A 22,121-nucleotide genomic window follows, 5' to 3' on the forward strand; every position below is an offset into this window, starting at 1 on the left:
CTTCGTGGCCATCCCCCTCATGGTCAACGTCCTGGGATAGCTGTTCGAGCCCCGGCAAGGCAGAGCGAGGAAGGCGTATGCGGTTATACGTCGACGAGCGATAACGCAGGCGGGGGTGCGCTCCCGTCGCCGACGCGGACGGAGGGGAATAAGGAGGGCTCGGTATGGGGCAGAAACCTGGCCGCGCTGAACCGGTTCATGAGCTCCTGGTTGACGTTGAGCTCCAGATAGGTAATTCGGTCCCGGATGCGCGCCGTCTCGGCCATGGGGTCGTCCAGGGTCAGGGCCATGGCGGCCCCGCCCAGGGAGCTGTTGCCCAGGGGGCGGTAGCATTCCATGGGAAGATCCGGGATCATGCCGATGGTGATGGCCGACCGGGGCTTGATGAACGAGCCGAAGGTTCCGGCTACGTAAAAACGGTCGAGGTCCCGGGGGGTCATTCCCACCGAAAGGGTAATGGTCTCCAGGATGGTGTACATGGCGGCCTTGGACCGGATGAGGCTGTCGATGTCGGCCTGGCTCATCATGAGGGGACGGCCCGTAGCCGAATCCTCGGCCTGCACCACCACGATATGGTTCATGCCGTCGATGACCGCGAGGTGTTCCCCGCACTTCTCCGGCACCAGCTTCCCCCGGATATCGAGCATCCCCGACAGAAAGAGGTGGGCGGCCAGGTCGATGACACCCGAGCCGCAGATGCCCCTGGGCGGCAGCCCGCCGATGGTTTCGTAGCGGATCCGGCGCGTTGCGGGATCCACGGTCACCGTGTCGATCACCCCGGGAGCCGCCATCATGCCCATGCGGGCGACCCCGCTTTCCAGGGCCGGCCCTGCCGCGCCGGCGCAGGCGATGAGCCAGTCCCGGTTGCCCAGGATCACCTCGGCGTTGGTGCCGACATCCACGAGGATGGCGGTCTCCGGCATCTCGTTCATGCCGGAGAAAAGAATCCCGGCGATGAGATCGCCGCCGAAGTAGCTGCCGACATTGGGGAAGACCATGACCCGTGCCCCTGGGCTGAGCGCCAGGCCCAGCTCGGCCGCCGTGAGCAGATCCGGGGCGTTGACGGCGGGAATATACGGCTCCCGGATGAGCCAGCGCGGCGGAATCCCCATGAAGAGGTGGCTCATGGCCGTGTTTCCGGCGATGGTTGCCAGGTGGATGTCCGCGGTGGAAAAGCCCGATCGGGTGCACATCCCCGAGACGGTGCGGTTGATCCCGTCGACGACCATGGCTTGAAGCTCGGCCAGCCCTTCGGGCGTATCGGCGTGGTGTATCCGGGCCAGAACGTCCGGCCCCACCGCGATCTGGGGGTTGTTGAAGGCGTCCTCATCCAGGATCCGGGCGTCGGCCAGATCCACCAGCCGAAGGACGATGCGGGTGGTGCCGAGATCCACCGCCAGGCCCGCCATGACGCCGGGCGCCGACGGATCGGTCGCGGCCAGAAGCAGATGGGCGTCCCGGTCCTTGAAGAGGAGACAGCGGGCTGTGTAGCGCCACTCTCTGATCTGCTCGGGGATCCGTTTCAGGAGGGGGAGATCGATCCGGACCCTCTCAGCGCCCACATCCCGTTTGAGGGCCTGAACAAGGCGGTCGGCGTCGGCGGTGTTGTCCCTGAGGCTGGGCGGCGTCAGCGTGACGGTCGCGACCCGGCGGCTGCCGCCCCTCCTATCCGCGGTCATCTCATTCCCTCCAGTTCGGAGATCAGGGCGTTCATCACCTCGCCGGCGCCCCCCTTGATCAGGTAGTCGCTGACGACGCCGGTGAGCGGCGTCCGCTCCGGATTGATCTCGATGACGAGTGCCCCGGCATCCCTGGCGATGACGGGCATGTAGGCCGCGGGATGCACCACGGCGGAGGTCCCCACCACGAGCATCAGGTCGCATTCCGCCGCGAGCTGCCGGGAACGCCGAAGGGCCTCGGGGGGGATCGCCTCTCCGAAGAAGACCCAGTCGGGCCGAAGGACGCCGCCGCACGGACATCTCGGCGGCAGCCTGGCGATATCGACGTCGCGGGTCGGCGTCCTGCCCCCGCAGTCCATACACCGCTGCAGGGCACAGGTGCCGTGGAATTCCAGAACCTCCGTGTTGCCCGCCGCCTGGTGAAGCCCGTCGACGTTCTGGGTGATAACGGCCTTCAGCCGCCCCATGGCCTCCAGGCGCGCCAGTCCCTTGTGCCCGTCATTGGGCGCGGCCCGGTCGATGATCGTCTTGAGATCCCGGATCAAAACACGCCAGACCGTTTCCGGGTCCTTCTCGAAGGTGTCGATGTGTCCGAACACCATGGGATCGACCCGCTCCCAGATGCCGCCCCTGCCGCGGAAAGGCGGGATGCCGCTCTCCACGGAAATGCCGGCGCCCGTGAGGGCGACGACGCGTTTGGCCGCCATCAGATTCTCCGCCGCACGTCGAATCATATCCTTCATAACGTAAACTCCATATCCGCGCCCACGGCAAAACAGTCGAGGGATTTTCCGCAGTCGGAAACGACCTTCCGGCAGGCCGCGACGATTTTGTCGACCTCCCGGTCCGTCCGGTCCTGGTTAAGATGGAACAGCCCCAGGCGTCTCACCCCGGCATCCATGGCCAGCGCGAGAGCGTCCAGATAGGTGGAGTGCCCCCACCCGCAGCGACGCCCGTATTCCTCGGGGGTGTACTCGGCGTCGTGCATCATCAGATCCGCGTCAAGGACGAATTCCAGATACCTTTCATAGGAAACGCCGCCGCCGTGCCGATGGCGCAATTCGTTGTCCGTCAGGAATACGAAGCTTTTGCCGTCTTCGGAAAACTTGTACCCCCGTCCGCTGTTCGGGTGGTTCATCGGGATCGACTGGACGGAAACGGATCCGATCTGAAAGGCGGTGCTGCACATCATGTCGTCCGCGTAGGAGATCCGTGCGCTGGTGTCGCCATAGGGTACGGGAAAATAGGGCGGGGCCATGACCTTGGACAGCATCGTCTCCACAAATTTGGAATAGGGGCAGCGATACATCTGAAGTCGGGTCCGGGAGCTGTAGACCGGCTTGAAATACGGAAAACCCATCAGATGATCCCAGTGGGCGTGGGTGAAAATCAGGTGGTAATCAAATAGTCCCTCGGCCGCCAAACGATGCCCCAGCCGCCGGATTCCGGTCCCCGCGTCGACGATGATAACGTCCCCCGCACGGCCCCGGATCTCGATGCACGTGGTGTCCCCCCCATATTTGATGTAATCCCTGCCCGAAACAGGGATGGAGCCTCTGGAGCCCCAGCATCTGATCAGCATAATATCCCTTGACGGCTCGCACAAACCCAAAAATTCTCAAATCCCAACCCGTGTCTTTCAACGGCGGACCCTTCCCAGAAACGTATGCCAGATTCCGTCCCGTTCGCGATGGGCCGCAATCTCGACGGATTCGGCGAGAAGCCGTCGCCGGACCTCGGCGGCCTGGCTCCGCAAAAGTCCCGACAGAATGAGCCATCGCTTCCCATCAGCGGCATCGGATGCCAACATCCCCATCATCACCTCGAAGTGGATATTGGCGATCATCAGGTCCGCCGGAATGCAGGCCGCCTCTTCGGCCTTTCCCTGAAACACCAGGACGTTCCGTGAGAGGCCGTTGAGCGCGACGTTTCGAATCGCGGTCCGGGCCGCCAGAAAATTGAGATCGAAGGCGATAACCCTTCGGCATCCGGCCCTGGCCGCGGCAAGAGCCAGGAGTCCGGTCCCGGTGCCCACATCGACGGCGGTTCGGATCGTATCCCCTTTACAGACCTGCTCGATGAGTTCGAGGCAATCCCGGGTGGTGGGATGGGTTCCCGTGCCGAAAACGACCCCGGGATCCAGAACGATCCGCGCCGTCGCCCCCCCGTCATCCGGCGAGGGGTCCCACGGCGGGACGATCAGGAACTTCCCCACGGAAAAGCGTTTGAACCGTTCACCGAGCCAGTCTTCATAGCGCATCCGGTATTCGTCCACGAGGACCCGGCCGGGTTGGGTCGTCAGAATCCTTTCGACACTCTCCCTCGCCGGCTGGGAAAAAAAAAGGAAAGAATACCCATCCTCCACCCAATTGCCGATATATGAGGCGCCGACCTCCCCGGGGGCGACATCGACGCGCCCCTCGACATAGTAGATGTGGAGATCCTGATAGGGACTTCCGCCCAAACCGGGGGCCGCGACATCACTCATCTTTCGGCAGACGGTCGAGGTGCCATTCCATCGGATCGATGAGGGTGTAGCCCAGGCCGATCAGTTTTTTCTTGATCCGGGCCACGTTGTTGGTCAGCAGGTAAGGAAACACGGCCCGTTTTGAGGCGTCCCAGTGCCGGGCCACCAACACGCTCCCGAACGAGATGTTCTCCTCGGTGATGGCGTCGACGATCCGCTTCAGCTGACCGACTTTCTCCTCCACGAGAATCCCCAAAAGGGTGCCCGGCTCCCCGATGCCCAGAACATTGGTGAACGCGCGCATCAGGTCCCGAACGGAGAGGATGCCCTTCAGCTTGTTGTTTTCGTCCACCACCGGCAGCGCCCCCACCTTCCGCTGCTGGATGATCAAAAGGGCGTCCTGGATCGTGTGCATGGGCTTGAGGACGGCCGGGGTCTTGCTCATGATGTCTCTGGCGCTGATCCTGCTCAGCCGGTCCCGCTCCTTGGCGCTGTCGAAATCGTCCAGCAGGATGGAAGGGGTGGCGCTTCTGAGATCCCTGTCCGTCACGATGCCCACCAGGGTGTTGGTATCGTCCGTCACCGGCAGGTGGCGGATGCTGTGCTCGTCCATGAGGGCTCTTGCCTCGATGAGGCTGGTTTCCGGCTTGATGGTGATCACACGTTTGGTCATCGATTTGTCGACAAACATACCTCGCCTCCGATAATTGGATGTGGTTGAAGGGCCTGCCGCAGAGCGCCTACCCTTTCAGCAGGATCTCGACATGATTCCTGATGAGCTCCGGCAGCCGGTCGAGATTGTAGCCGCCTTCCAGAATGGAGACGATCCGGCCGCCGGTATAACGGTTCGCCAGGCCCATCAGCGTCTCCATGATCCATGAAAAACCTTCCGTGGAGAGATTGATGCCCGACATGTCGTCGTCCTTGTGGGCGTCGAATCCCGTGGAGACCAGAATGAATTCCGGCTCGAACCGGGAAAAGGCGGGCAGGAGATCCCGCTCGATGGCGGCCATGTACTCCTGGTCTCCCTGTCCCGGGAGGATCGGGGTGTTCAGGGTGTAGCCGTGTCCGGCGTCGACCCCCTCTTCGAACTCCCTGCCGGTGCCGGGAAAGGCAAAGGAGGGGTGCTCGTGGATGGAATAGTAAAAAACGGTGGAATCGTATTCGAAGATGTGCTGGGTGCCGTTGCCGTGATGGACGTCAAAGTCGACGATGCCCACGCGGCTCACCCCCCATTCGTCCTGAAGATATCGCGCGGCAATGGCCACGTTGTTGAAATAGCAGAACCCCATGGCCTTGCTGATCTCCGCGTGATGTCCGGGCGGCCTGACGGCGCAGAAGGCATTGTCGATCTCCCCTTCCATCACCCGCCTCACGGTGTCGATAACGCCGCCCACGGCCAGCGTGGCGACCTCGTAAGTTTCCCGGCACATCTGATTGTCCGGGTAGTCGAGCTCGCACATGCCCATGATGCAGGCCTCCTCGAACCGCATGATGTAGTTGACGTGATGCACCTGCTCGATGTACTTCTGATTCATGCGTCTGGCCGGTATGATCGTCAGTTTGGGGAGAAGACCGGCCGCTTCGAGCCCCTTGTAGGCCGCTCGAAGCCGATCGGACGACTCGGGATGCATACGGCCGGTGTCATGGAGCAGGAACCTCTCGTCGTACAGAAAGCCCGTTCTTTTCATAACCATCCCCCATCACTCAAAAGCGTTCTAGTCGATGATTTTTTCAAAGATCTCGTAGGCGGCGCGAACCGCGGGGTTGTCCTCGGGAATCTCCACGGTCGGGCGCCCATTCAGATCGTATTCATAGACAGTATCGTCCTCCTGTATGACGCCCGCAAGCGTCAGGCCGGCATCGCGGATGATCTCGAGGGCGGCGGCGTCGGGGGCGCCCTTGGCCTGGTTCATGATCAGACAGCTCCTGCCGGCCACGATATTCAACTCCCCGGCCAGCTGGTGAATCCTGACGGCGGCCTGAAGGCCCCTGCGGGATGCGTCGGTCACCAGGAGGAGGACGTCGACGTTCCGCGTGGTCAGGCGGCTGATGTGCTCCATTCCCGCCTCGTTGTCCATGACGACGTAAGGATAGTTGGCCGCGAGTTTCTCCAGAAACCCCACAAGAATGCTGTTGGCGGCGCAGTAACAACCGGAACCTTCCGGCTGCCCCATAACGAGGAGGTCATAGCCGTCCTCCTCGGCGATGGCCTCCTCCAGCCGCATGGACATGAACACGTCCTTGGTCATGCCGTCGGGCACCTTGCCTTTTTTCATGTCCTCCCGGGCGTTGCCGACGGTGTCGTGCACCTCGAGCCCGAGCACCTCGTTCAGATTGGCGTTGGCATCCGCGTCCACGGCGAGAACGGGCGTTTTATGCTTTTGAACAAGATATTTGATCAGGAGCCCGGCGACGGTGGTCTTGCCGGTGCCGCCTTTTCCGGCCAGTGCGATGGTATAACTCATGGTTTCAGATTCCTCGTTTGTGCTTGAAAGGTTAATACAAAATATAAATATATATATCATTTTCAGCGCGGGAAGTCAGTCAAAATCATTCGTCAACCAACTTTTCCCCCGGTTCAGCGCCGTTGACGCCCTTGACGGCGGCTTTCTAACGAGCGCTCGAACTTTTTTGTATTCGGTGCTGGAAATCCCTTGCATTGCCCATTGCCATATGCTATTTTTTCAGAAAATTATGGTTTAAAATCAGGCAGCTAAATAAATGATGCAAAATTAATAAACGCCGTTTAGTAAACGGGGACCGGCGGCTGTGCCTGAGGCCTCCAACCCCCAACAACACATGAGAGGGAGTCGACATGGAGTTTGAACTGACCAAAGAGCAAACGCGCATCCAGCAGTCTGTCAGGGAGTTCGTCAAGAAAGAGTTTCAGAAGGACCTGATCATGGAGATGGATGAAAAGCACGAGTATCCCGTGGACATCTGGAAAAAAGCCGCCGAACTGGGATTCATCGGCATCCATTTTCCGGAAAAATATTCGGGCATGGGGTACGGCGTCATGGAAAACATTCTCGTGGCCGAGGAACTCTGCCGCGGTGATTCCTCTGTTGGGGCCTGCCTCATTCTTGCGGATTTCGCTTCGGAGATCGTCCTCCATTTCGGCTCGGACGAGCAGAAAGCCAAATGGCTGCCCAAGGTCGCCGAGGGCGAGGTTCTCTCCTGCGGCGCCTTCACGGAGCCGGACCACGGCTCGGATATCACCCGCATGGAGACCACGGCCGTCAAGGAAGGGGATGAATGGGTCGTCAACGGCACCAAGATCTTCATCACCAACGGCGGCCCCCTGGCCGGTTTCTACAGCGTCCTCTGCCAGACCGATCCCGACGCCTCGCCCGGCCACCGGGGCCAGAGCCTCATCCTTGTCGAGGCCGACCGGCCGGGGGTGTCGGCCACCAGCGTCGGCACCAAGATGGGCATCCGCCCCATGTACACGGCGGAGGTCGTTTTCAAGGACGTCCGGGTGCCGGCGGCCAACCTGATCGGCAAGGAGAACAGGGGCTTCTACCAGGTGCTTGAATTCTTCGACGAAAGCCGTATTCTCATCGCCGCCCAGGGGCTCGGAACGGCCCAGGGCGCATTTGACCGGGCCCTTGCCTACGTCAAGTCGCGGGAACAGTTCGGCCGGAAGATCGCCCAGTTCCAGATCACCCAGCACAAGATCGCGGACATGGCCACCAAGATCGAACAGGCCCGTCTCCTCGTCTACAAGGCCGCATGGAACTTCGATCAGGGACGCATCGATCCCAAGCTGACCTCCATGGCCAAGATGGCGGCCGGCCGCTGCGCGGTGGAGGTCTGCGACGAAGCCATTCAGCTCCTGGGCGGTTACGGCTACATGCTCGACTACGAGGTCGAGCGGTTCGCCCGGGACGCCAAGATCTGCGAACTCTACGAAGGCACCAAGGAGATCCAGAAGAACACCATCGCCAGCGCTATCATGGGAAAACTGAAGTAACCGTTCCCGCTCCTGGAAACGTCTCGGCCCGGCGCCCCTTCACCGGGCCGAGGTGAACCCCCGGCACTTTGCCGATACGCTTCACCGTCTCTGTGGAGACGGCCATCCCAAGAGTCGAGGCCTGCATGCTGAGCATCCGAAAAATCGGGGTCTTCGGACGAACCTACCGTCATCTCAACCGGTACCGTCATATCCTGGGCATCCTCATCAAATACGGATTCGGAGACCTCATCGAGCGCCTGAACATCGACCAGTACATCGAGACCGGCCTCCAGATGCTCTCCAGCAGCAAGCGATCCACGGTGCCCGGGCACCACAAGCTTACCCGGGCCGAGCGGGTCCGCATGGCCGTAGAGGAGTTGGGTCCCACCTACATCAAGCTGGGCCAGCTCCTCTCCACCCGGTCCGATTTTCTCCCGCCCCACTACATCGATGAACTGTCAAAGCTGCAGGACGAGGTTCCGCCCTTTCCCTTCGCGGAGGTCCGAACGGTTTTCGAATCCGAATTCCACAGGCCGCCCGAGGAACTGTTCGCGACATTCGCCCCCGAACCCTTTGCCTCGGCCTCCATCGGCCAGGTGCACAAAGCCGTGACCCGCAATGGGGACATCGTCGCGGTCAAGGTCCAGCGGCCGGGCATCCAACAGACCATCGAGGTGGACGTCGAAATCATGCTGCACCTGGCGACCCTGATGGAGCGGAACATCGAGGAGGCGGCGTTTCATCGGCCGGTCAAGATCGTCGAAGAGTTCGCCCGAAGCATCGAGAAAGAGATCGACTACACCATCGAGGCCGGTCATATCGAGCGTTTCGCCCGCCAGTTCCTCAGCGTCGACGCCCTGTACGTTCCCAAGGTCTTCCGGGAGATGACCACCGAACGCATCCTCACCATGGAGTTCGTCAAGGGGATCAAGATTTCCAGAACCAGCGCACTGGAGGCGGCCGGCCTCGACAAGCGGCGGGTGGTGGACCTGGGGGCGGACCTGCTGCTGCGGCAGGTGTTCGACTACGGGTTCTTCCACGCCGATCCCCACCCCGGAAACATACTCGTCCTGCCCGGCCACGTCATCTGCCTTCTCGACTTCGGCATGATGGGAAGCCTCGACCGTTATACCAAGAAGGCTTTCGTGGATCTGATATACGGTGCGGCCCGGCGCGACGAGTTCCGGACGGCCCAGGTGCTCCTCCGGCTCACCAGTTGGGAGACGGAGCCGGACGTCCGCCTCCTGGAGCGGGATGTGGCGGACATGATGGGCCAGTATCTCTACAGGCCCCTCAAGGACATCAAGGTGAACAAGCTGCTCCAGGACCTGCTGGCCTTGACCTCTCGGCACCACCTTCGCATCCCGCCGGATCTCTTCCTCATGCTGAAGGCCTTCAGCTCCGTCGAAGGCATCGCCCGCCTTCTCAACCCGGAGTTCGACATGGTGGCCCGGGCGGTGCCCTTTCTCAAGCGGGAGAAAATGGCCCGTTTCCGACCCGAGAGGATCGCCGAGGAGATCCTCTCCGTTTCCGGGGACCTCGCCGCCTTTTTCCAGCAATTCCCCAGGGAGGCCCTGGAGGTGGTCCGCCTCATGAAACGGCAGCGGCTCACGGTCCGGTTCGAGCATCACGGCCTTGAGAATCTGATCGAAACCCACGACCGGATCAGCAACAAGCTCTCTTTTGCCATCATCACCGCCGCTTTGATCATCGGATCGGCCATCATCGTCATCGCCAAGATTCCGCCCCTCTTCTTCGGCATCTCCCTCATCGGCATCATCGTCTTCATCGCCGCCGCCGTCCTGGGGCTCTGGCTCATCTTCGCCATCATGCGCAAAAAGCGGATCTGACGCCGTCCGCTATCGGTAGAAAGCGTAGTCGATGCCGTATTTCCTCGCCTTGTAGGCCACCTTCCGCACGGTCGTCTTGAGCAGCTCCGCCGACTGGGTGATGTTGCCCCGGGTGTTCTTCAAGGCGTCGACGATCATCTCCCGTTCCACCTTGGCGACGGCTTCCTCCAGGGAGAGATCCGGAAGCGTGTCGGACGTCTTCCCGGTCTGAAGGGTGGGGGGCAAATGGTAACTGTGAACCACGCCCTCCTCGCAGAGCAGAACGGCCCGTTCGATACAGTTTTCCAGCTCCCGGACGTTCCCGGGCCAGTGATAGGCCATGAGCATGTCGATGGCCGGGGTGGAAAAGCGGCGGATGTCCTTGCCGTTCTCCAGGCTGTATTTCTCGAGAAAATGATCGGCCAGAAGCAGGATATCGGTCTTGCGTTCCCTCAGGGGCGGCATGTAGATGGGAAAAACGTTCAGTCGATAGTACAGGTCCCCCCTGAATGCGCCCTCCTCCACCGCCTGTTCCAGGTTCTTGTTGGTGGCGGCGATCACCCGGACGTCTGTCTTGATGGTCTTGTGGCCGCCGATCCGCTCGAACTCCCTCTCCTGGAGCACCCTCAGGAGGTTCACCTGGACATCCGGGGTGATGGAGCCGATCTCGTCCAGAAAGATGGTCCCCTTGTGGGCCAGTTCGAATCTGCCGAGCTTCTGCCGGACAGCGCCGGTGAACGCCCCTTTTTCGTGCCCGAAAAGCTCGCTCTCGATCAGGTTGGCGGGCAGGGCCGCGCAGTTCATCTTGACGAATGGATTCTTGGCCCGCCGGCTGTTGTAATGGATGGAGTTGGCAACCAGTTCCTTGCCGGTGCCGGACTCGCCCCGGATCAGCACCGTGGCGTTGCTCCTGGAGACCTGGGAGATCATCTGGAACACCTCCCGCATCTTGTTGGAGTTGCCGATGATGTTGTTGATGCGGTACTTGTTTTCCAGCTCGCTTTTGAGCCTCTGGTTCTCCTCCCGCAGCTGCTGTCTTTCGAGGTGGATCTTCTCCAGATTGATGACGTGTTGGGCGATCATCATGGCGATGACGCTCAACAGCTCCGTTCCGCTGTTGAGGGAATAGGACGGGTCGAAGTGCCGGTCCACGCTCAGGGCGCCGATAACCTGGTTCCCCTTGGTGATGGGCACGCAAAAATAGGAGAACTCGTCCTTGGCCTTTCGGGAATCGGTGCGGTCCAGGAAGAGGGGTTCTTCGCTGATCTTGGGCAGGGCGACCGGCTTGCCGCTTTCGATGACCCGACCGATGATCCCCTCCCCCAACTTGTATTTTCCCCGGGCGATGGCGGTTCGGGAAAGCCCGTGGGCCACCTCGATGCTGATCTCGTTCCGGAGCGGATTCAGGATGGTGACCGTCCCCCGGATCATGTCCAGGGCGTCGGAAAGGATGGCGAGAACCTTGTAGAGGGATTTTTTCAGGTCGAGATGTTCGTTAAGGGTCTTACTGATCTCGTAAAGGAGTGTGATTTCTTCTATTTTCTTCATAATGCCCCGGTTCGTCCCATGATGAGGCTGAGGTTATTACAAAAGCCGAAAGTTGAGATGTATATTAACAATATAACATTTTTGCAATAAATAACTGACGCTTCGACATTTTCAAGACGGCTTGGAGCCCAGGGGGATTTCGCGGACCGGGTCCGCGCCTGCCAAAGCGGCGCATTCCCCCGGCCTTCAGCCCGAGCCTCTGAAACGGGAAAGTTTGTTTTGACAGTGTGTCCTGACTTGGCTTACTGTAAGGCTGTCGTGTTGTTTCCGCCACGGTTGCCGTGGATGCGGCCCTGCCCACAGCCTGCCGGATGCCGCATGGGATGCCGCCCGTGAGCCTCATGCAGGGATCGATCCCAGGACACGGCCGGGAGGTGCATGCCGTGTTCAGGGCTGTCCAGGGCTTCGGAAAAATTGGGGAGGTTCCGTTTATGTCCCGTAAAGATCGAGATCATTTCAACCTGCTGTGCGACATCGGGGAGCTTGCGGCACTGGTCACCGGAAGCCACAACATCGAAACCTTCATGGACAGCGCTGTCCGGCTGGTTTCCCGGCATCTAAAGGCCGACGTCTGCTCCATCTACCTCTATGACGAATCCGCGGAGGAGCTGATTCTGAGGGCCACCATAGGGCTCAACCCCAAGGCGGTGGGGCGGATTCGCATGAAACCCGGCGAAGGCCTCGTGGGAGCGACCTTCGAAAACCTTCACCCCATCCGGGAATCCGCCGCCGGCCGCAATCCCCTGTTCAAATACTTCGAGGAGGCCGGCGAGGAACGCTTCGAGTCCTTCCTGGCCGTCCCGATTCAACGGGGCGTTCAGCGGATCGGGGTCCTGGTGGTACAGCACGAGACAGCGGACTATTTTTCCGAAAGAGACGTCATGGCGCTGAAAGCATCGGCGTCCCAGCTGGCCGGCGCCGTCGAGAACGCGCGGCTGCTCATGGATCTTTACGAGGCCACCGGGACCCGCCCCGAGGTCCAGGCCCCGGCATCCCTCCAATTCATCCGGGGGCAGTCGGCCTCCGAAGGTATCGCCCAGGGTCCGATCACCTTTTTCAAGAAAAGCCATGTGGCCTTTCTGTCGGGCGACGCCCACCGGAAGGAAAACTTTACGGTGGAGGATTTTCACGAGGCCGTCCGGCAAACCTCCCGGCAACTCGCCGATTTGCAGTCCCGGCTGGCCGAGCGGCTTCCTGAAAGCGCATCCCTCATCTTCACGGCCCATTTCATGATCCTGAAGGACCCCAAGTTCATCGACCGGATCGTCCACCAGATCGCCGAGGGCGTCTCCCCGCCGGAGGCCGTTAAAAACGTGGCCCGCCACTACATCAACGTCTTCGCGTCGAGCAGCCATGCCTATATCCGTGAAAAGGTCAGCGATATGGAGGACCTGGCGGGCCGCATCCTGAAAAATCTCTTCCGGCGGGGCGCTGAAAAGCAGGAGAATGAAAAGGGAAAGATTGTCGTGGCGGCGGAGCTCTATCCGTCCGAAATATTGAAAATGGCCTCCGAGGAGGTCCAGGGCGTCATCCTGGTCAAAGGCGGCATCACCTCCCATGTCTCCATCCTGGCGCGCTCCCTCAAAATCCCGCTGGTGATCGCCGATCATCCTCACCTGATGCATCTGCCGGAAGAGACGCCGGTCCTTCTCGACGCCAACGTGGGAAACATCTATATCCGACCGGATCAGGAGATCCTCCTCCAGTTCGCCGGACAGGAGGCTGCCGGCAAGATCGCAGCCGCATCTCCGAGCACGGTGTGCCGGATCACCCAGACCGGCGACGGAACGCGCGTCCGCCTCCTGGCCAACATCAACCTCCTGAGCGAGCTCTCCACGGCCAAGGAACTGAATGCCGAAGGCATCGGCCTCTACCGGACCGAGTTCCCCTTCATCATCCGCCCGACCTTTCCGTCGGAGGAAGAGCAGTATCTCGTCTACAAACATCTTTTCGATGAAATGGCGGACCGGGAGGTAACCATACGCACCCTTGACATCGCCGGGGACAAGGCCCTGGTCTATGCAAACGCCACCAGCGGAAAGAACCCCGACCTGGGGCTCAGGTCGATCCGCTTTTCCCTCCGGAACCGCCCCCTGTTCGAACAGCAGCTTCGGGCCATCCTCCGGGCGGGCGCGGAGGCTCGGCATCTCCGGATCATGTTCCCCATGATCTCCTCGCTGGACGAATTCCGCGATGCCCGTTCGGTTGTCGATGCCTGCGTGCGTGACCTGAAACGGGAAGACCTCCCCCATCACCCCGGCCCGTCCATCGGGATGATGGTGGAAGTCCCCTCGGTGGTGGAGATCATGCCGGCCCTGGCCCGGGAGGCCGATTTCTTCTCCATCGGCACCAACGATTTCATCCAGTACACCCTGGCCGTCGACCGCACCAACGAAAAGGTGGCCGACTATTACCGAGCCTATCATCCGGCGGTGCTGCGGGGACTGGCCAGGGTCGTCCGTGCGGCGAAGACCGCCGGACGCGAGATCGCCGTCTGCGGCGAGATGGGGCATGAGACGGCGTACATTCCCTTCCTGCTGGGCATCGGCATCCGCATCCTGAGCGTCGGCCCGCAGTTTCTGCCGGCGCTCCGCGAACGCATTGCCGGCCTGACCCTGGCGGAAGCCGAGCGGCATGCCCGACTCCTGCTGGCTGAAGACACCCTGGCCGGTGCCCTCAAAGTGCTTGAAACCCCGACGTCGGGATAGGGATTATTTTATCGTCACCACCGGACAGGCGGCCTCCATGATGACGTATCGGGCATTCGATCCGAACAGCATCTTCCCGACCTTGGACCGGCGCCTGACGCCCATGACGATTTCATCGGCACCGCACTCTTCGGCATAACGGACAATGTCTTCCCCGGGCTTCAATCCCCGGATGAGCAGATGGGTTTCGCAGGGAAGGGATCGTTCCCTGCAGCGCCGTTCCGCGTAGGCCAGGTCATCCTCGGCCCGCTGAATGTCGTCGCTGTCCTTGCCGGACCCGCCGGTGAGGGACCGGATGAGGACCACCTTCCCCTTGAAGGCCTCGGCATGCTTCAAACCCAGTTCGAGGGCATCCCTAGCCGCATTGGAGCCGTCATATGCCACCAGAATGATCATTTGCTTTTCCATGGTCCCCCCAGTCTCCTCCCGGCCTTCGTCCAGATCGCCGGGAATCCGAGTCGACACCGTTTTTTGCGGATCGCGATTCAACATGATATGGTATCTCAATTTTCGGCTTTCATGCGATGACCGGATAGAGGCACCGGCCTGTGAAAATCGACAGTTGAAATGGTATCATGCAATTCAGAGATTAACATAATGATATTACAGCAGTGTCATGAAACAATCAAGATGAACCCTGGGATCGCGGGCCGGCGTTACCCTGACAGGAGGATCGTCCCATGAGCGGAGCGTTCCCGATCCCGCGATCCCAGGCCGAAAGGGGCTGATTGACGCCATGATCCTGATCGCCGACGCCCACGTCAACACCGCCAAGGGCACCCACCGCCATTTTTTCCGGATGCTGGACGCCCTCGAGGGGACCCGTGAAGACATCGTTTTCATGGGAGATATCTTCGACTTGTGGATCGCCCTGCCCGGCTACGAACAGCGCGTCCACGCCCGGTTTCTCGCGTGGTGCCGCCGCCAGGGAATGCACCGGAAGATCGGCTACATCGAGGGAAACCATGAATTTTTCCTGGCCGAGGAGAAAGGAGACGCCTTTTCGTGGGCCACCGATCGGGCCTTCAGGATCGACGGCCGCGGCAGCCTTTTCTGTCACGGGGACCGCATCAACCCCCTCGATCGCAACTACCTTCTCTTCAGGAAACTCACCAAGAACCGGTTCGTCAAGCAGATGCTCCGTCGACTCCCCTGGGGGCCCTTCATTGCCGAGATCGTCAAGAAGCAGCTGAAACACACCAACCCGACCTTTCGAAACCACCTCCCACGGAAAGCACTCCTGGATCTCCTGTCGGCCGCCCGGACATCGGGCATCGACCGCGTTTTTGCGGCCCATTTTCACCAGGAGGCCTTTTTCGAACAAAACGGGGCACATCTCCACCTCCTCCCCGCCTGGATGGACACCGGCAGGATCACCCGCTTCGACCCTCGCACCGGCCGGGTCGTCCACCTGCCGTGGCAGGCCCTGTCGGAAGGCCGGATGCCGCGACATCGACGCGTGCCGGACCGCGCTGTCGCAGCCGTCAAAATCGGTTGACTTGTCTCCCCTTTTTCGTTAACCTTCCCCTTAAAATAAATTAACCAGAACATCCCAAACCGCGTTGGACACCCCGGCGCACGCATAGAGGGGTCATGAAAGCCGCCATATTGAATATCCTCCGAACCCGTCGGGAGGTGGTCTCCGGGGAGACGCTGAGCACCGCCCTGGGCACCTCCCGGGTCGCCGTCTGGAAACATATCCGGAAGCTCCAGGACCTGGGATACGACATCTTCGCCGGACCAAAGGGCTACCAGCTCCTGGACACCCCCGACACCCCCTTCCCCTGGGAATTTCCAGGGCGGGAAGATCGCATCCACTATCTTCCCCGGACAGCCTCCACCATGATCGCAGCCCGTGACCTCGCCCGAAACGGCGCGCCCCATCTCACGACGGTCATCGCCGGAATCCAGACCCACGGACGGGGAAGACTCCAGCGTCAATGGCTGTCCGAAGCGGGCGGCGTTTACATGACCGTGATCGTCCGGCCCGATATCCCGCTGCTGCTGAGTTCCCGGGTCAATTTTATCGCATCCCTCACCATGACCCGACTCCTCAGGGATCGCTACGGCCTCGATGCCCGGGCCAAATGGCCCAACGACATCCTGGCGGGCGGGAAGAAGCTCCTCGGCATGCTTTCGGAAATGGAGATCATCGGCGATATGACGGCCCACATCAACATCGGCATGGGGCTCAACGTCAACAATGACCCCACCCCCCACGAACCCGGCGCCGTTTCCATGGCACGCCTTTTGGGGAAACGGATATCGCGGAAAGACCTCATCGCCGCCTTTCTCGACGACTTCGAAGCGCGTTTGGCCGGGGTCGATTACGACACGGTGGTGGATTCCTGGAAGACCGTGGCCATGCCCCTGGGCCGTCGGGTCCGGGTGGCCACCGCCACCGAGGTCATAGAGGGCCTCGCCGCCGACGTGGACCCGGACGGTGCCCTGATCCTGACCCTTGACGACGGCACGCAGCAGAAGGTGATTTACGGGGACTGCTTTTTCCCGTCCCCCCAGGACAACGAAAACAAAGGAACACCCGCATCATGACGCAAACCCCGAATACAGAGCAGCTCCGCCGGACCGTCCAGGCGTCGCTTTTCGCCGCGCTCATCGCCGCAGGCGCCTTTCTGGCCGTTCCCATCGGCCCTGTGCCCATCGTTCTCCAGAACATGTTCGTCCTCCTGGCCGGGCTGCTTCTGGGACCCCGGTGGGGCCTGGCCGGCGTCGGCATCTACCTTCTGGCCGGCGCCATCGGTCTCCCGGTCTTTGCCGGCGGTACCGGCGGCATCGGCCGTATGCTGGGCCCCACGGGGGGGTATCTCCTGGCCTATCTGCCGGCGGTCTGGATCGTCGGCATCGTGAGCCGGAAGGCCGGGGGCCGGGTGATGGGCGACGTCGTCGCCATGAGCCTGGGAACCCTCGTCATCTACGCCATGGGCGTACCCTATCTCAAGGTCGTGACCGGGATGTCCTGGTCCAGGGCCGCGGCGGTGGGAATGCTGCCGTTTCTCATCGGCGACGTCCTCAAGATCGCGGCCGCCGTCCCCATCGCCCGAACCCTCCGACCGATGACGGTCGGCAGGCTCGCATCCCATCCGGCTGATGGCTATTCTCGAGGTTAGCGGCCTCATCCACCGGTTTCCCGACGGAACGACGGCCCTTTCCGGCATCGATCTTGTCGTCCGGGAAGGTGAGTTCGTCGTGGTGGCCGGCGCCAACGGCTCGGGAAAGACCACCTTTCTCCGGCACCTGAACGCCCTTCTTCTGCCCCATGACGGCCGGGTCCTCGTGGACGGCGTTTCGACGGCCGACGATCCGATCCGCGCCCGGAGGACGGTGGGGATGGTGTTTCAGGATGCCGACAGCCAGATCGTGGGAGAAACCGTTTACGACGACGTAGCCTTCGGGCCTGAAAACCTCGGGCTCGAGCCCGATCGGATCCATCGCAGGGTTACGGCGGCCATGGCGGCCGTGGGGCTTGCCGGTTTCGAGGACCAGCGGCCCCATCTCCTGTCGGGGGGAGAAAAACGCCGGGTGGCCATTGCGGGGATCCTGGCCATGCGATCCCGGGTCCTGGTTTTCGACGAGCCTTTTTCCAACCTGGACTACCCGGGGGTCCGCCAAGTGCTCGCACAGATCGTCGCCCTCCACCGACAAGGCCACACCATCCTCCTCACCACCCACGATCTGGAAAAGGTCCTGGCCCACGCCGACCGCCTGGTGGTGATCAGCGCAGGGCGCGTCGCCCGGAACGGTCTCCCGGCCGAGACGGTAAAAGGCATCGACGCCCTCGGCGTGCGGGAGCCCGAAGCCTCCCGCAACGGGATGCCCCTGTCGTCATGGCTGAGATAACGACCCTGGGCTTCCGCCCCGGCCGCTCCCTTTTCCATCGGCTCGACGCACGGTTCAAGCTCCTCTGCCTGGCCGTAATCGGCATCGCGGTCCTCCAATGCGGGATCTGGGGCCTGGCCGGACTGACCGTACCGGGCCTTGCGGGCATTTTCCGCCTCGGCATCCCCCTTCGCTCGATGCTGAAAGAGCTGCGCTATCTCGCCGTGCTGCTCTTTCTGGTCTTCGCGGCACGGGCCCTGTCCACGCCGGGGTCGGTCCTTTTCTCCGCCGCGGGGATCAGCGTGACCCGGGAAGGCGTCGCAGCCGGGGTGCTGGTCTGCTGGCGTCTGGCCGGCGTCGTTCTGGCCGGCATCATCTTCATCGCCGCCACCCGGCCCTCGGAGATCCGCGGGGCCGTAATCCGGCTTCTGGCACCGATCCCCTTCATCCCCGAACAGCAGGCCGGCACCATGATCAGCCTCCTGGTCCGCTTCATCCCCATGATCCTGAACCAGGCCCGGGAAACCGCCGACGCCCAGCGCGCCCGGTGCATCGAGTGCCGGAAAAACCCGGTCTTCCGGGTGGCGACCCTCTGCATCGCCCTGCTGCGGCGCATCTTCGAAGATGCCGAACGGCTCGTCGTCGCCATGGAGGCCCGATGCTACACCGAGGATCGCACCGGGCCCCGGTTTTCGGCAACCTCCCGGGACTGGACGGCGCTGATCGTCACGGCCGCCGCCTGCGCCGTCGCGGCAGCCCTCCCCTTCTGACGGCCCCGAGCCGGCCGCCCTCGAAATTCCGCGGGGTGCGGACCCCATCCGTTCCGGCAATTGACACACCCTCCCCGCTATAGTAAAGCCTAAACGATTCGTATCCGGAACCGGTCATGGGCGCCGGGCTTCGAACCATCCGCGGATCCCGTTTCACAGCCCCGTCAACAACCGGCACGATTGCGCAAAGGAGCCGTCTCTCTTGAAAATCGTCATTATCGGCGCCGGCGAGGTGGGATTTCACATCGCCAGCCACCTTTCCCGGGAAAACAAGGAGGTCGTCATCGTCGACGACAACGCCGAGGCCATCCGTCGCGTCTCGGACCACATCGATGTCCAGACCATCATCGGCCGGGGCGGCAGCCCGGCAATCCTGGAACAGGCCGGGGTCAGGGAAGCCGAGATCATGCTCGCCGTCACCAACAGCGACGAGACCAACCTGGTGGCCTGCATGGTGACCCACATCCTTTCGCCGTCCACCAAGAAGTTGGCCCGGATCCGAGGGGGCGACTACGACCAGTATCACGAGGCCTTTTGCCGAAACCCTCCCAACATCGACACCGTCATCAACCCCGAAATGGAGGTGGTCAAGACCATCGAGCACCTGATGAGCGTCCCCGGTGCCACGGACGTGGGGGAATTCGCCGGCGGGCGGGTCAAGTTCATCGGGGTCCGCCTCGACGAGACCACCCCCATCGTCGGGGCCCGGCTTTCGGACCTCCCCGGACGGATCCCGGGACATCGCCCCCTGATCTTCTGCATCATCCGGAACGAGCGTCTCATCGTACCCTCGGGAAAGGACCGGTTGACAGCCGGCGATCTCATCTATTTCATCACCGAGGACAAGGACCTGGAGGCATCCCTCAGGATCTTCGACAAGCACGCCGAACCCATCCGGCGGGTGCTGATCATCGGGGGCGGGCGCATCGCCCTCCGGCTGGCCCTCCGGCTCGAAGAGAAGTCGGTTCACACCAAGATCATCGAACAGCGTTCCGACCGATGCTCCATTCTTGCCGAAAAACTGAACCGATCCGTGGTGCTCTGCGGCGACGGCTCGGACCAGGCCCTGTTGCGGGAGGAAAACATCCAGGATTCGGACGTGGTCATCACCCTGACCGACGACGAGGAGACCAACATCCTGGCCTCCCTCCTGGCCAAGCAACTGGGAGCCCGAAAGACCATCACCAAGATCAGCAAGTTCAGCTATTTTCCTCTGATGCACACCATCGGCATCGACCAGGTGGTGGACCCGCGCCTGTCGGCCATCAACACCATCCTCCAGCACATCCGCCGGGGCAAGGTGTTGAGCAGCGTCTCCATCCGGGGCGAGGACGCCGAGATCATGGAGGCGGTGGCCCTGGAGACCACCGACATCGTAGGCAAGCCCCTGATGGACATCACCTTCCCCAAGGGCGTCCTCATCACCACTATCCTGAGGGGCGAGGAGGTAATCATTCCAACGGGACAGAGCGTGGTGGCGCCCAACGACCGGATCATCATCTTCGCCCGCCGGGAAGCCATCCCGAAGGTCGAAAAAATCCTGTCGGTCAAGCTGGAGTATTTTTAAATGCGATGGCACTACATCTTCTACGTCGTCGGCATCCTGCTCTTCTTCCTCGGCCTTTTCATGCTCCTGCCCCTTGCAACGGCCCTGATCTATCGGGATGAGCCCCTCCTGCCCCACTTCCTGTCCATAGGCGTCTGCCTTGCCGTGGGCGGCCTTCTTTTTCTGTCGCTCCGGGGGAAAAACGCCCGAAACGATTATGTCTCGCCCCGGGAGGGCATGGGGATCGTCGCCGTCGGCTGGATGGCCGTAGGGGCCTTCGGCGCACTGCCCTTCTACCTGGGCGGCCAGTTCGGCGGCATCACCGACTGCCTCTTCGAGTCGGTGTCGGGATTCACCACCACCGGCGCATCCATCCTGAGGGAGATCGAGCCGGTCTCCAAGGGAATGCTGTTGTGGCGGAGCTTCATCCAATGGCTGGGCGGCATGGGCATCATCGTCCTCTCCCTGGCCATCCTTCCCATCCTGGGGGTGGGGGGCATGCAGCTCTACAAGGCCGAAGTGCCGAGCCCGGTGCCGGACAAGCTCAAGCCCCGCATCCGCGACACGGCCATGATCCTCTGGAAGGTCTACGCCCTGATCACGGCGGTCGAGGTGGTGCTCCTGATGTTCGGCGGCATGGATCTCTTCGACGCCCTGAACCACGCCTTCACCACCCTGCCCACCGGCGGATTCTCGACGGAAAACGCCTCGGTGGCCCATTTCGACAGCGGTTACATCGACATGGTCATCACCCTCTTCATGCTGCTGGCCGGCATCAACTTCACCCTCCACTATCAGTTTCTCAAGGGGCAGACCCTGGCCTTCTGGCGGGATGCCGAGTGCCGCTTCTTTCTGGGGACGACCCTGTTCCTGACCCTCGTCATCGCCTTCGACATATTCGGCACCGTCTATGAGACGGCGGCGGGGGCTTTCCGGTACAGCGTCTTCCAGGCGGCGTCCATCATCACCACAACGGGATTCGCCACGGCCGACTATGAACAGTGGCCTGCCATGTCCCAGATCATCCTGCTGCTGTGCATGTTCATCGGCGGCTCCGCCGGTTCGACGGGGGGCGGCATGAAATGCCTCCGGGTCATGGTCTGCTTCAAGTACTGCTACAAGGAACTCTTCTCCCTCATCCACCCCCATGCGGTCACCCACGTCAAGATCGCCGGCAAAACCGTGCCCGAGGACGTCGTGCGGAGCGTCCTCGGCTTTCTGGCCCTCTATATGATGCTTTTCGCCGTCGCCGTGGTCCTGCTGGCCGGGACCGGGGTCGATCTCGTCACCGCCTTCGGCGCCGTCGCCGCCGCCATCGGCAACATCGGCCCCGGCCTCGGCATGGTGGGCCCGGTGGAGAACTACGCCGACATCCCTCTTTTCGGCAAATGGATCCTCATCTGGTGCATGCTCCTGGGGCGCCTCGAGATCTACACCGTCATCATTCTGCTGGTGCCCGAGTTCTGGCGGAAATAAGCCCTGCCCCGGAGACCGTCGTGCCGCCGGGGACCCGCTTCCCGAAAAAACCGCGGACGCGACCTTTTTTTTATTGACAACCCCAACAGATCCGGATATAGAAGCGGGGTCTTTTTTTGAGGGCCGTTAACTCAGACGGTAGAGTATCTGCCTTTTAAGCAGAGAGTCGCTGGTTCGAGCCCAGCACGGCCCATAAGCCTTATCGGCCGTAAAAAAAGATGCACGTCCCCATCGTCTAGCCTGGTCCAGGACACCGGCCTTTCACGCCGGCAACAGGGGTTCGAATCCCCTTGGGGACGCCAA

At 61.7% G+C, this 22,121-nt stretch carries 19 protein-coding genes and 2 tRNA genes; 12 read left to right on the forward strand and 9 right to left on the reverse strand.

All coding sequences use genetic code 11. The features are described from left to right. Positions 1-83: 83 nt before the first annotated feature. From AB7S84_RS10565 to AB7S84_RS10595, 7 genes are read right to left on the reverse strand one after another with little or no spacing between them, the layout of a single operon-like run. Positions 84-1,679 (reverse strand): ASKHA domain-containing protein, encoded by a 1,596-nt coding sequence (locus AB7S84_RS10565; protein WP_428154374.1) that lies wholly within the window; start codon positions 1,677-1,679, stop codon positions 84-86. Beyond that, a complete protein-coding gene (locus AB7S84_RS10570; RefSeq protein ID WP_020877769.1) occupies positions 1,676-2,422 on the reverse strand; it encodes an SIR2 family NAD-dependent protein deacylase in 747 nt (248 codons plus the stop codon). The genes AB7S84_RS10565 and AB7S84_RS10570 overlap by 4 nt, the downstream gene beginning before the upstream one ends. Further along, on the reverse strand, positions 2,419-3,261 hold the full coding sequence (locus AB7S84_RS10575; protein WP_428154377.1) for an MBL fold metallo-hydrolase: 843 nt from the start codon (positions 3,259-3,261) through the stop codon (positions 2,419-2,421). Before AB7S84_RS10575 ends, AB7S84_RS10570 begins: the two co-directional genes overlap by 4 nt. Before the next feature lie 57 nt (positions 3,262-3,318). After that, positions 3,319-4,167, reverse strand: coding sequence for a 50S ribosomal protein L11 methyltransferase (locus tag AB7S84_RS10580; protein ID WP_428154379.1), 849 nt, complete (start codon positions 4,165-4,167; stop codon positions 3,319-3,321). Next, on the reverse strand, positions 4,160-4,837 hold the full coding sequence (locus AB7S84_RS10585; RefSeq protein ID WP_428154381.1) for a CBS and ACT domain-containing protein: 678 nt from the start codon (positions 4,835-4,837) through the stop codon (positions 4,160-4,162). The genes AB7S84_RS10580 and AB7S84_RS10585 overlap by 8 nt, the downstream gene beginning before the upstream one ends. Before the next feature lie 49 nt (positions 4,838-4,886). Continuing rightward, complete coding sequence (locus tag AB7S84_RS10590; protein ID WP_040416089.1) at positions 4,887-5,837, reverse strand: histone deacetylase family protein; 951 nt, start codon at positions 5,835-5,837, stop codon at positions 4,887-4,889. A gap of 27 nt (positions 5,838-5,864) precedes the next feature. Beyond that, on the reverse strand, positions 5,865-6,614 hold the full coding sequence (locus AB7S84_RS10595) for an AAA family ATPase (protein ID WP_020877774.1): 750 nt from the start codon (positions 6,612-6,614) through the stop codon (positions 5,865-5,867). A gap of 350 nt (positions 6,615-6,964) precedes the next feature. Between AB7S84_RS10595 and AB7S84_RS10600 the strand changes: the two genes are divergently transcribed. Next, on the forward strand, positions 6,965-8,122 hold the full coding sequence (locus AB7S84_RS10600; RefSeq protein ID WP_020877775.1) for an acyl-CoA dehydrogenase family protein: 1,158 nt from the start codon (positions 6,965-6,967) through the stop codon (positions 8,120-8,122). 68 nt (positions 8,123-8,190) lie between these two features. Next, positions 8,191-9,954, forward strand: coding sequence for an ABC1 kinase family protein (locus AB7S84_RS10605; protein WP_234979104.1), 1,764 nt, complete (start codon positions 8,191-8,193; stop codon positions 9,952-9,954). A 9-nt stretch (positions 9,955-9,963) separates the two neighbouring features. Here AB7S84_RS10605 and AB7S84_RS10610 read toward each other — a convergent pair whose 3' ends face one another. Further along, positions 9,964-11,481, reverse strand: coding sequence for a sigma 54-interacting transcriptional regulator (locus AB7S84_RS10610; protein ID WP_428154386.1), 1,518 nt, complete (start codon positions 11,479-11,481; stop codon positions 9,964-9,966). 431 nt (positions 11,482-11,912) lie between these two features. On the opposite strand from AB7S84_RS10610, the gene ptsP reads away from it, so the two are divergent. Continuing rightward, positions 11,913-14,189 carry a phosphoenolpyruvate--protein phosphotransferase gene (gene ptsP / locus AB7S84_RS10615; protein ID WP_428154388.1) on the forward strand — a complete coding sequence of 759 codons (2,277 nt, stop codon included), beginning with the start codon at positions 11,913-11,915 and terminating at the stop codon, positions 14,187-14,189. A 3-nt stretch (positions 14,190-14,192) separates the two neighbouring features. On the opposite strand, the gene AB7S84_RS10620 is transcribed toward ptsP, so the two are convergent. Beyond that, positions 14,193-14,597 (reverse strand): universal stress protein, encoded by a 405-nt coding sequence (locus AB7S84_RS10620; RefSeq protein ID WP_234979105.1) that lies wholly within the window; start codon positions 14,595-14,597, stop codon positions 14,193-14,195. Positions 14,598-14,925: 328 nt separating this feature from the next. On the opposite strand from AB7S84_RS10620, the gene AB7S84_RS10625 reads away from it, so the two are divergent. The 9 genes from AB7S84_RS10625 (at position 14,926) to AB7S84_RS10665 (ending at position 22,120) form a co-directional block, all read left to right on the forward strand. Then, entirely contained in the window at positions 14,926-15,687 is a 762-nt protein-coding gene (locus tag AB7S84_RS10625) for a UDP-2,3-diacylglucosamine diphosphatase (RefSeq protein ID WP_428154391.1), read from the forward strand. Between the two features lie 95 nt (positions 15,688-15,782). Further along, the gene (locus AB7S84_RS10630) at positions 15,783-16,742 is read left to right on the forward strand and encodes a biotin--[acetyl-CoA-carboxylase] ligase (RefSeq protein WP_020877781.1); all 960 of its coding nucleotides are present in this window, start codon (positions 15,783-15,785) and stop codon (positions 16,740-16,742) included. Further along, positions 16,739-17,317 (forward strand): biotin transporter BioY, encoded by a 579-nt coding sequence (locus AB7S84_RS10635; RefSeq protein ID WP_428154393.1) that lies wholly within the window; start codon positions 16,739-16,741, stop codon positions 17,315-17,317. Before AB7S84_RS10630 ends, AB7S84_RS10635 begins: the two co-directional genes overlap by 4 nt. Continuing rightward, the gene (locus tag AB7S84_RS10640) at positions 17,298-18,047 is read left to right on the forward strand and encodes an energy-coupling factor ABC transporter ATP-binding protein (protein WP_020877783.1); all 750 of its coding nucleotides are present in this window, start codon (positions 17,298-17,300) and stop codon (positions 18,045-18,047) included. The genes AB7S84_RS10635 and AB7S84_RS10640 overlap by 20 nt, the downstream gene beginning before the upstream one ends. Further along, positions 18,035-18,796 (forward strand): energy-coupling factor transporter transmembrane component T family protein, encoded by a 762-nt coding sequence (locus AB7S84_RS10645; protein ID WP_020877784.1) that lies wholly within the window; start codon positions 18,035-18,037, stop codon positions 18,794-18,796. Before AB7S84_RS10640 ends, AB7S84_RS10645 begins: the two co-directional genes overlap by 13 nt. A 202-nt stretch (positions 18,797-18,998) precedes the next feature. Beyond that, positions 18,999-20,363: a Trk system potassium transporter TrkA gene (trkA, locus tag AB7S84_RS10650; RefSeq protein ID WP_020877785.1), complete on the forward strand. Its 1,365-nt coding sequence runs from the start codon at positions 18,999-19,001 to the stop codon at positions 20,361-20,363. Further along, complete coding sequence (locus AB7S84_RS10655; RefSeq protein ID WP_428154397.1) at positions 20,364-21,818, forward strand: TrkH family potassium uptake protein; 1,455 nt, start codon at positions 20,364-20,366, stop codon at positions 21,816-21,818. A gap of 120 nt (positions 21,819-21,938) precedes the next feature. Continuing rightward, positions 21,939-22,011: transfer RNA gene (locus AB7S84_RS10660), tRNA-Lys, on the forward strand. Positions 22,012-22,042: 31 nt separating this feature from the next. Next, positions 22,043-22,120 (forward strand) — tRNA-Glu (locus AB7S84_RS10665). The last annotated feature ends 1 nt before the right edge of the window (position 22,121 follow it).

Origin of the sequence: Desulfococcus sp. (genome assembly GCF_050178255.1) — a bacterium.
Taxonomy (GTDB): Bacteria; Desulfobacterota; Desulfobacteria; order Desulfobacterales; family Desulfococcaceae; genus Desulfococcus; species Desulfococcus multivorans.

Excerpts from the sequence above, each read along its gene's own strand:
- AB7S84_RS10565 (WP_428154374.1), bottom strand. The coding sequence starts at position 1,679 with ATGACCGCGGATAGGAGGGGCGGCAGCCGCCGGGTCGCGACCGTCACG.
- AB7S84_RS10570 (WP_020877769.1), bottom strand. The coding sequence starts at position 2,422 with ATGAAGGATATGATTCGACGTGCGGCGGAGAATCTGATGGCGGCCAAA.
- AB7S84_RS10575 (WP_428154377.1), bottom strand. The coding sequence starts at position 3,261 with ATGCTGATCAGATGCTGGGGCTCCAGAGGCTCCATCCCTGTTTCGGGC.
- AB7S84_RS10580 (WP_428154379.1), bottom strand. The coding sequence starts at position 4,167 with ATGAGTGATGTCGCGGCCCCCGGTTTGGGCGGAAGTCCCTATCAGGAT.
- AB7S84_RS10585 (WP_428154381.1), bottom strand. The coding sequence starts at position 4,837 with ATGTTTGTCGACAAATCGATGACCAAACGTGTGATCACCATCAAGCCG.
- AB7S84_RS10590 (WP_040416089.1), bottom strand. The coding sequence starts at position 5,837 with ATGAAAAGAACGGGCTTTCTGTACGACGAGAGGTTCCTGCTCCATGAC.
- AB7S84_RS10595 (WP_020877774.1), bottom strand. The coding sequence starts at position 6,614 with ATGAGTTATACCATCGCACTGGCCGGAAAAGGCGGCACCGGCAAGACC.
- AB7S84_RS10600 (WP_020877775.1), top strand. The coding sequence starts at position 6,965 with ATGGAGTTTGAACTGACCAAAGAGCAAACGCGCATCCAGCAGTCTGTC.
- AB7S84_RS10610 (WP_428154386.1), bottom strand. The coding sequence starts at position 11,481 with ATGAAGAAAATAGAAGAAATCACACTCCTTTACGAGATCAGTAAGACC.
- ptsP (WP_428154388.1), top strand. The coding sequence starts at position 11,913 with ATGTCCCGTAAAGATCGAGATCATTTCAACCTGCTGTGCGACATCGGG.
- AB7S84_RS10620 (WP_234979105.1), bottom strand. The coding sequence starts at position 14,597 with ATGGAAAAGCAAATGATCATTCTGGTGGCATATGACGGCTCCAATGCG.
- AB7S84_RS10625 (WP_428154391.1), top strand. The coding sequence starts at position 14,926 with ATGATCCTGATCGCCGACGCCCACGTCAACACCGCCAAGGGCACCCAC.
- AB7S84_RS10630 (WP_020877781.1), top strand. The coding sequence starts at position 15,783 with ATGAAAGCCGCCATATTGAATATCCTCCGAACCCGTCGGGAGGTGGTC.
- AB7S84_RS10635 (WP_428154393.1), top strand. The coding sequence starts at position 16,739 with ATGACGCAAACCCCGAATACAGAGCAGCTCCGCCGGACCGTCCAGGCG.
- AB7S84_RS10640 (WP_020877783.1), top strand. The coding sequence starts at position 17,298 with ATGGCTATTCTCGAGGTTAGCGGCCTCATCCACCGGTTTCCCGACGGA.
- AB7S84_RS10645 (WP_020877784.1), top strand. The coding sequence starts at position 18,035 with ATGGCTGAGATAACGACCCTGGGCTTCCGCCCCGGCCGCTCCCTTTTC.
- AB7S84_RS10655 (WP_428154397.1), top strand. The coding sequence starts at position 20,364 with ATGCGATGGCACTACATCTTCTACGTCGTCGGCATCCTGCTCTTCTTC.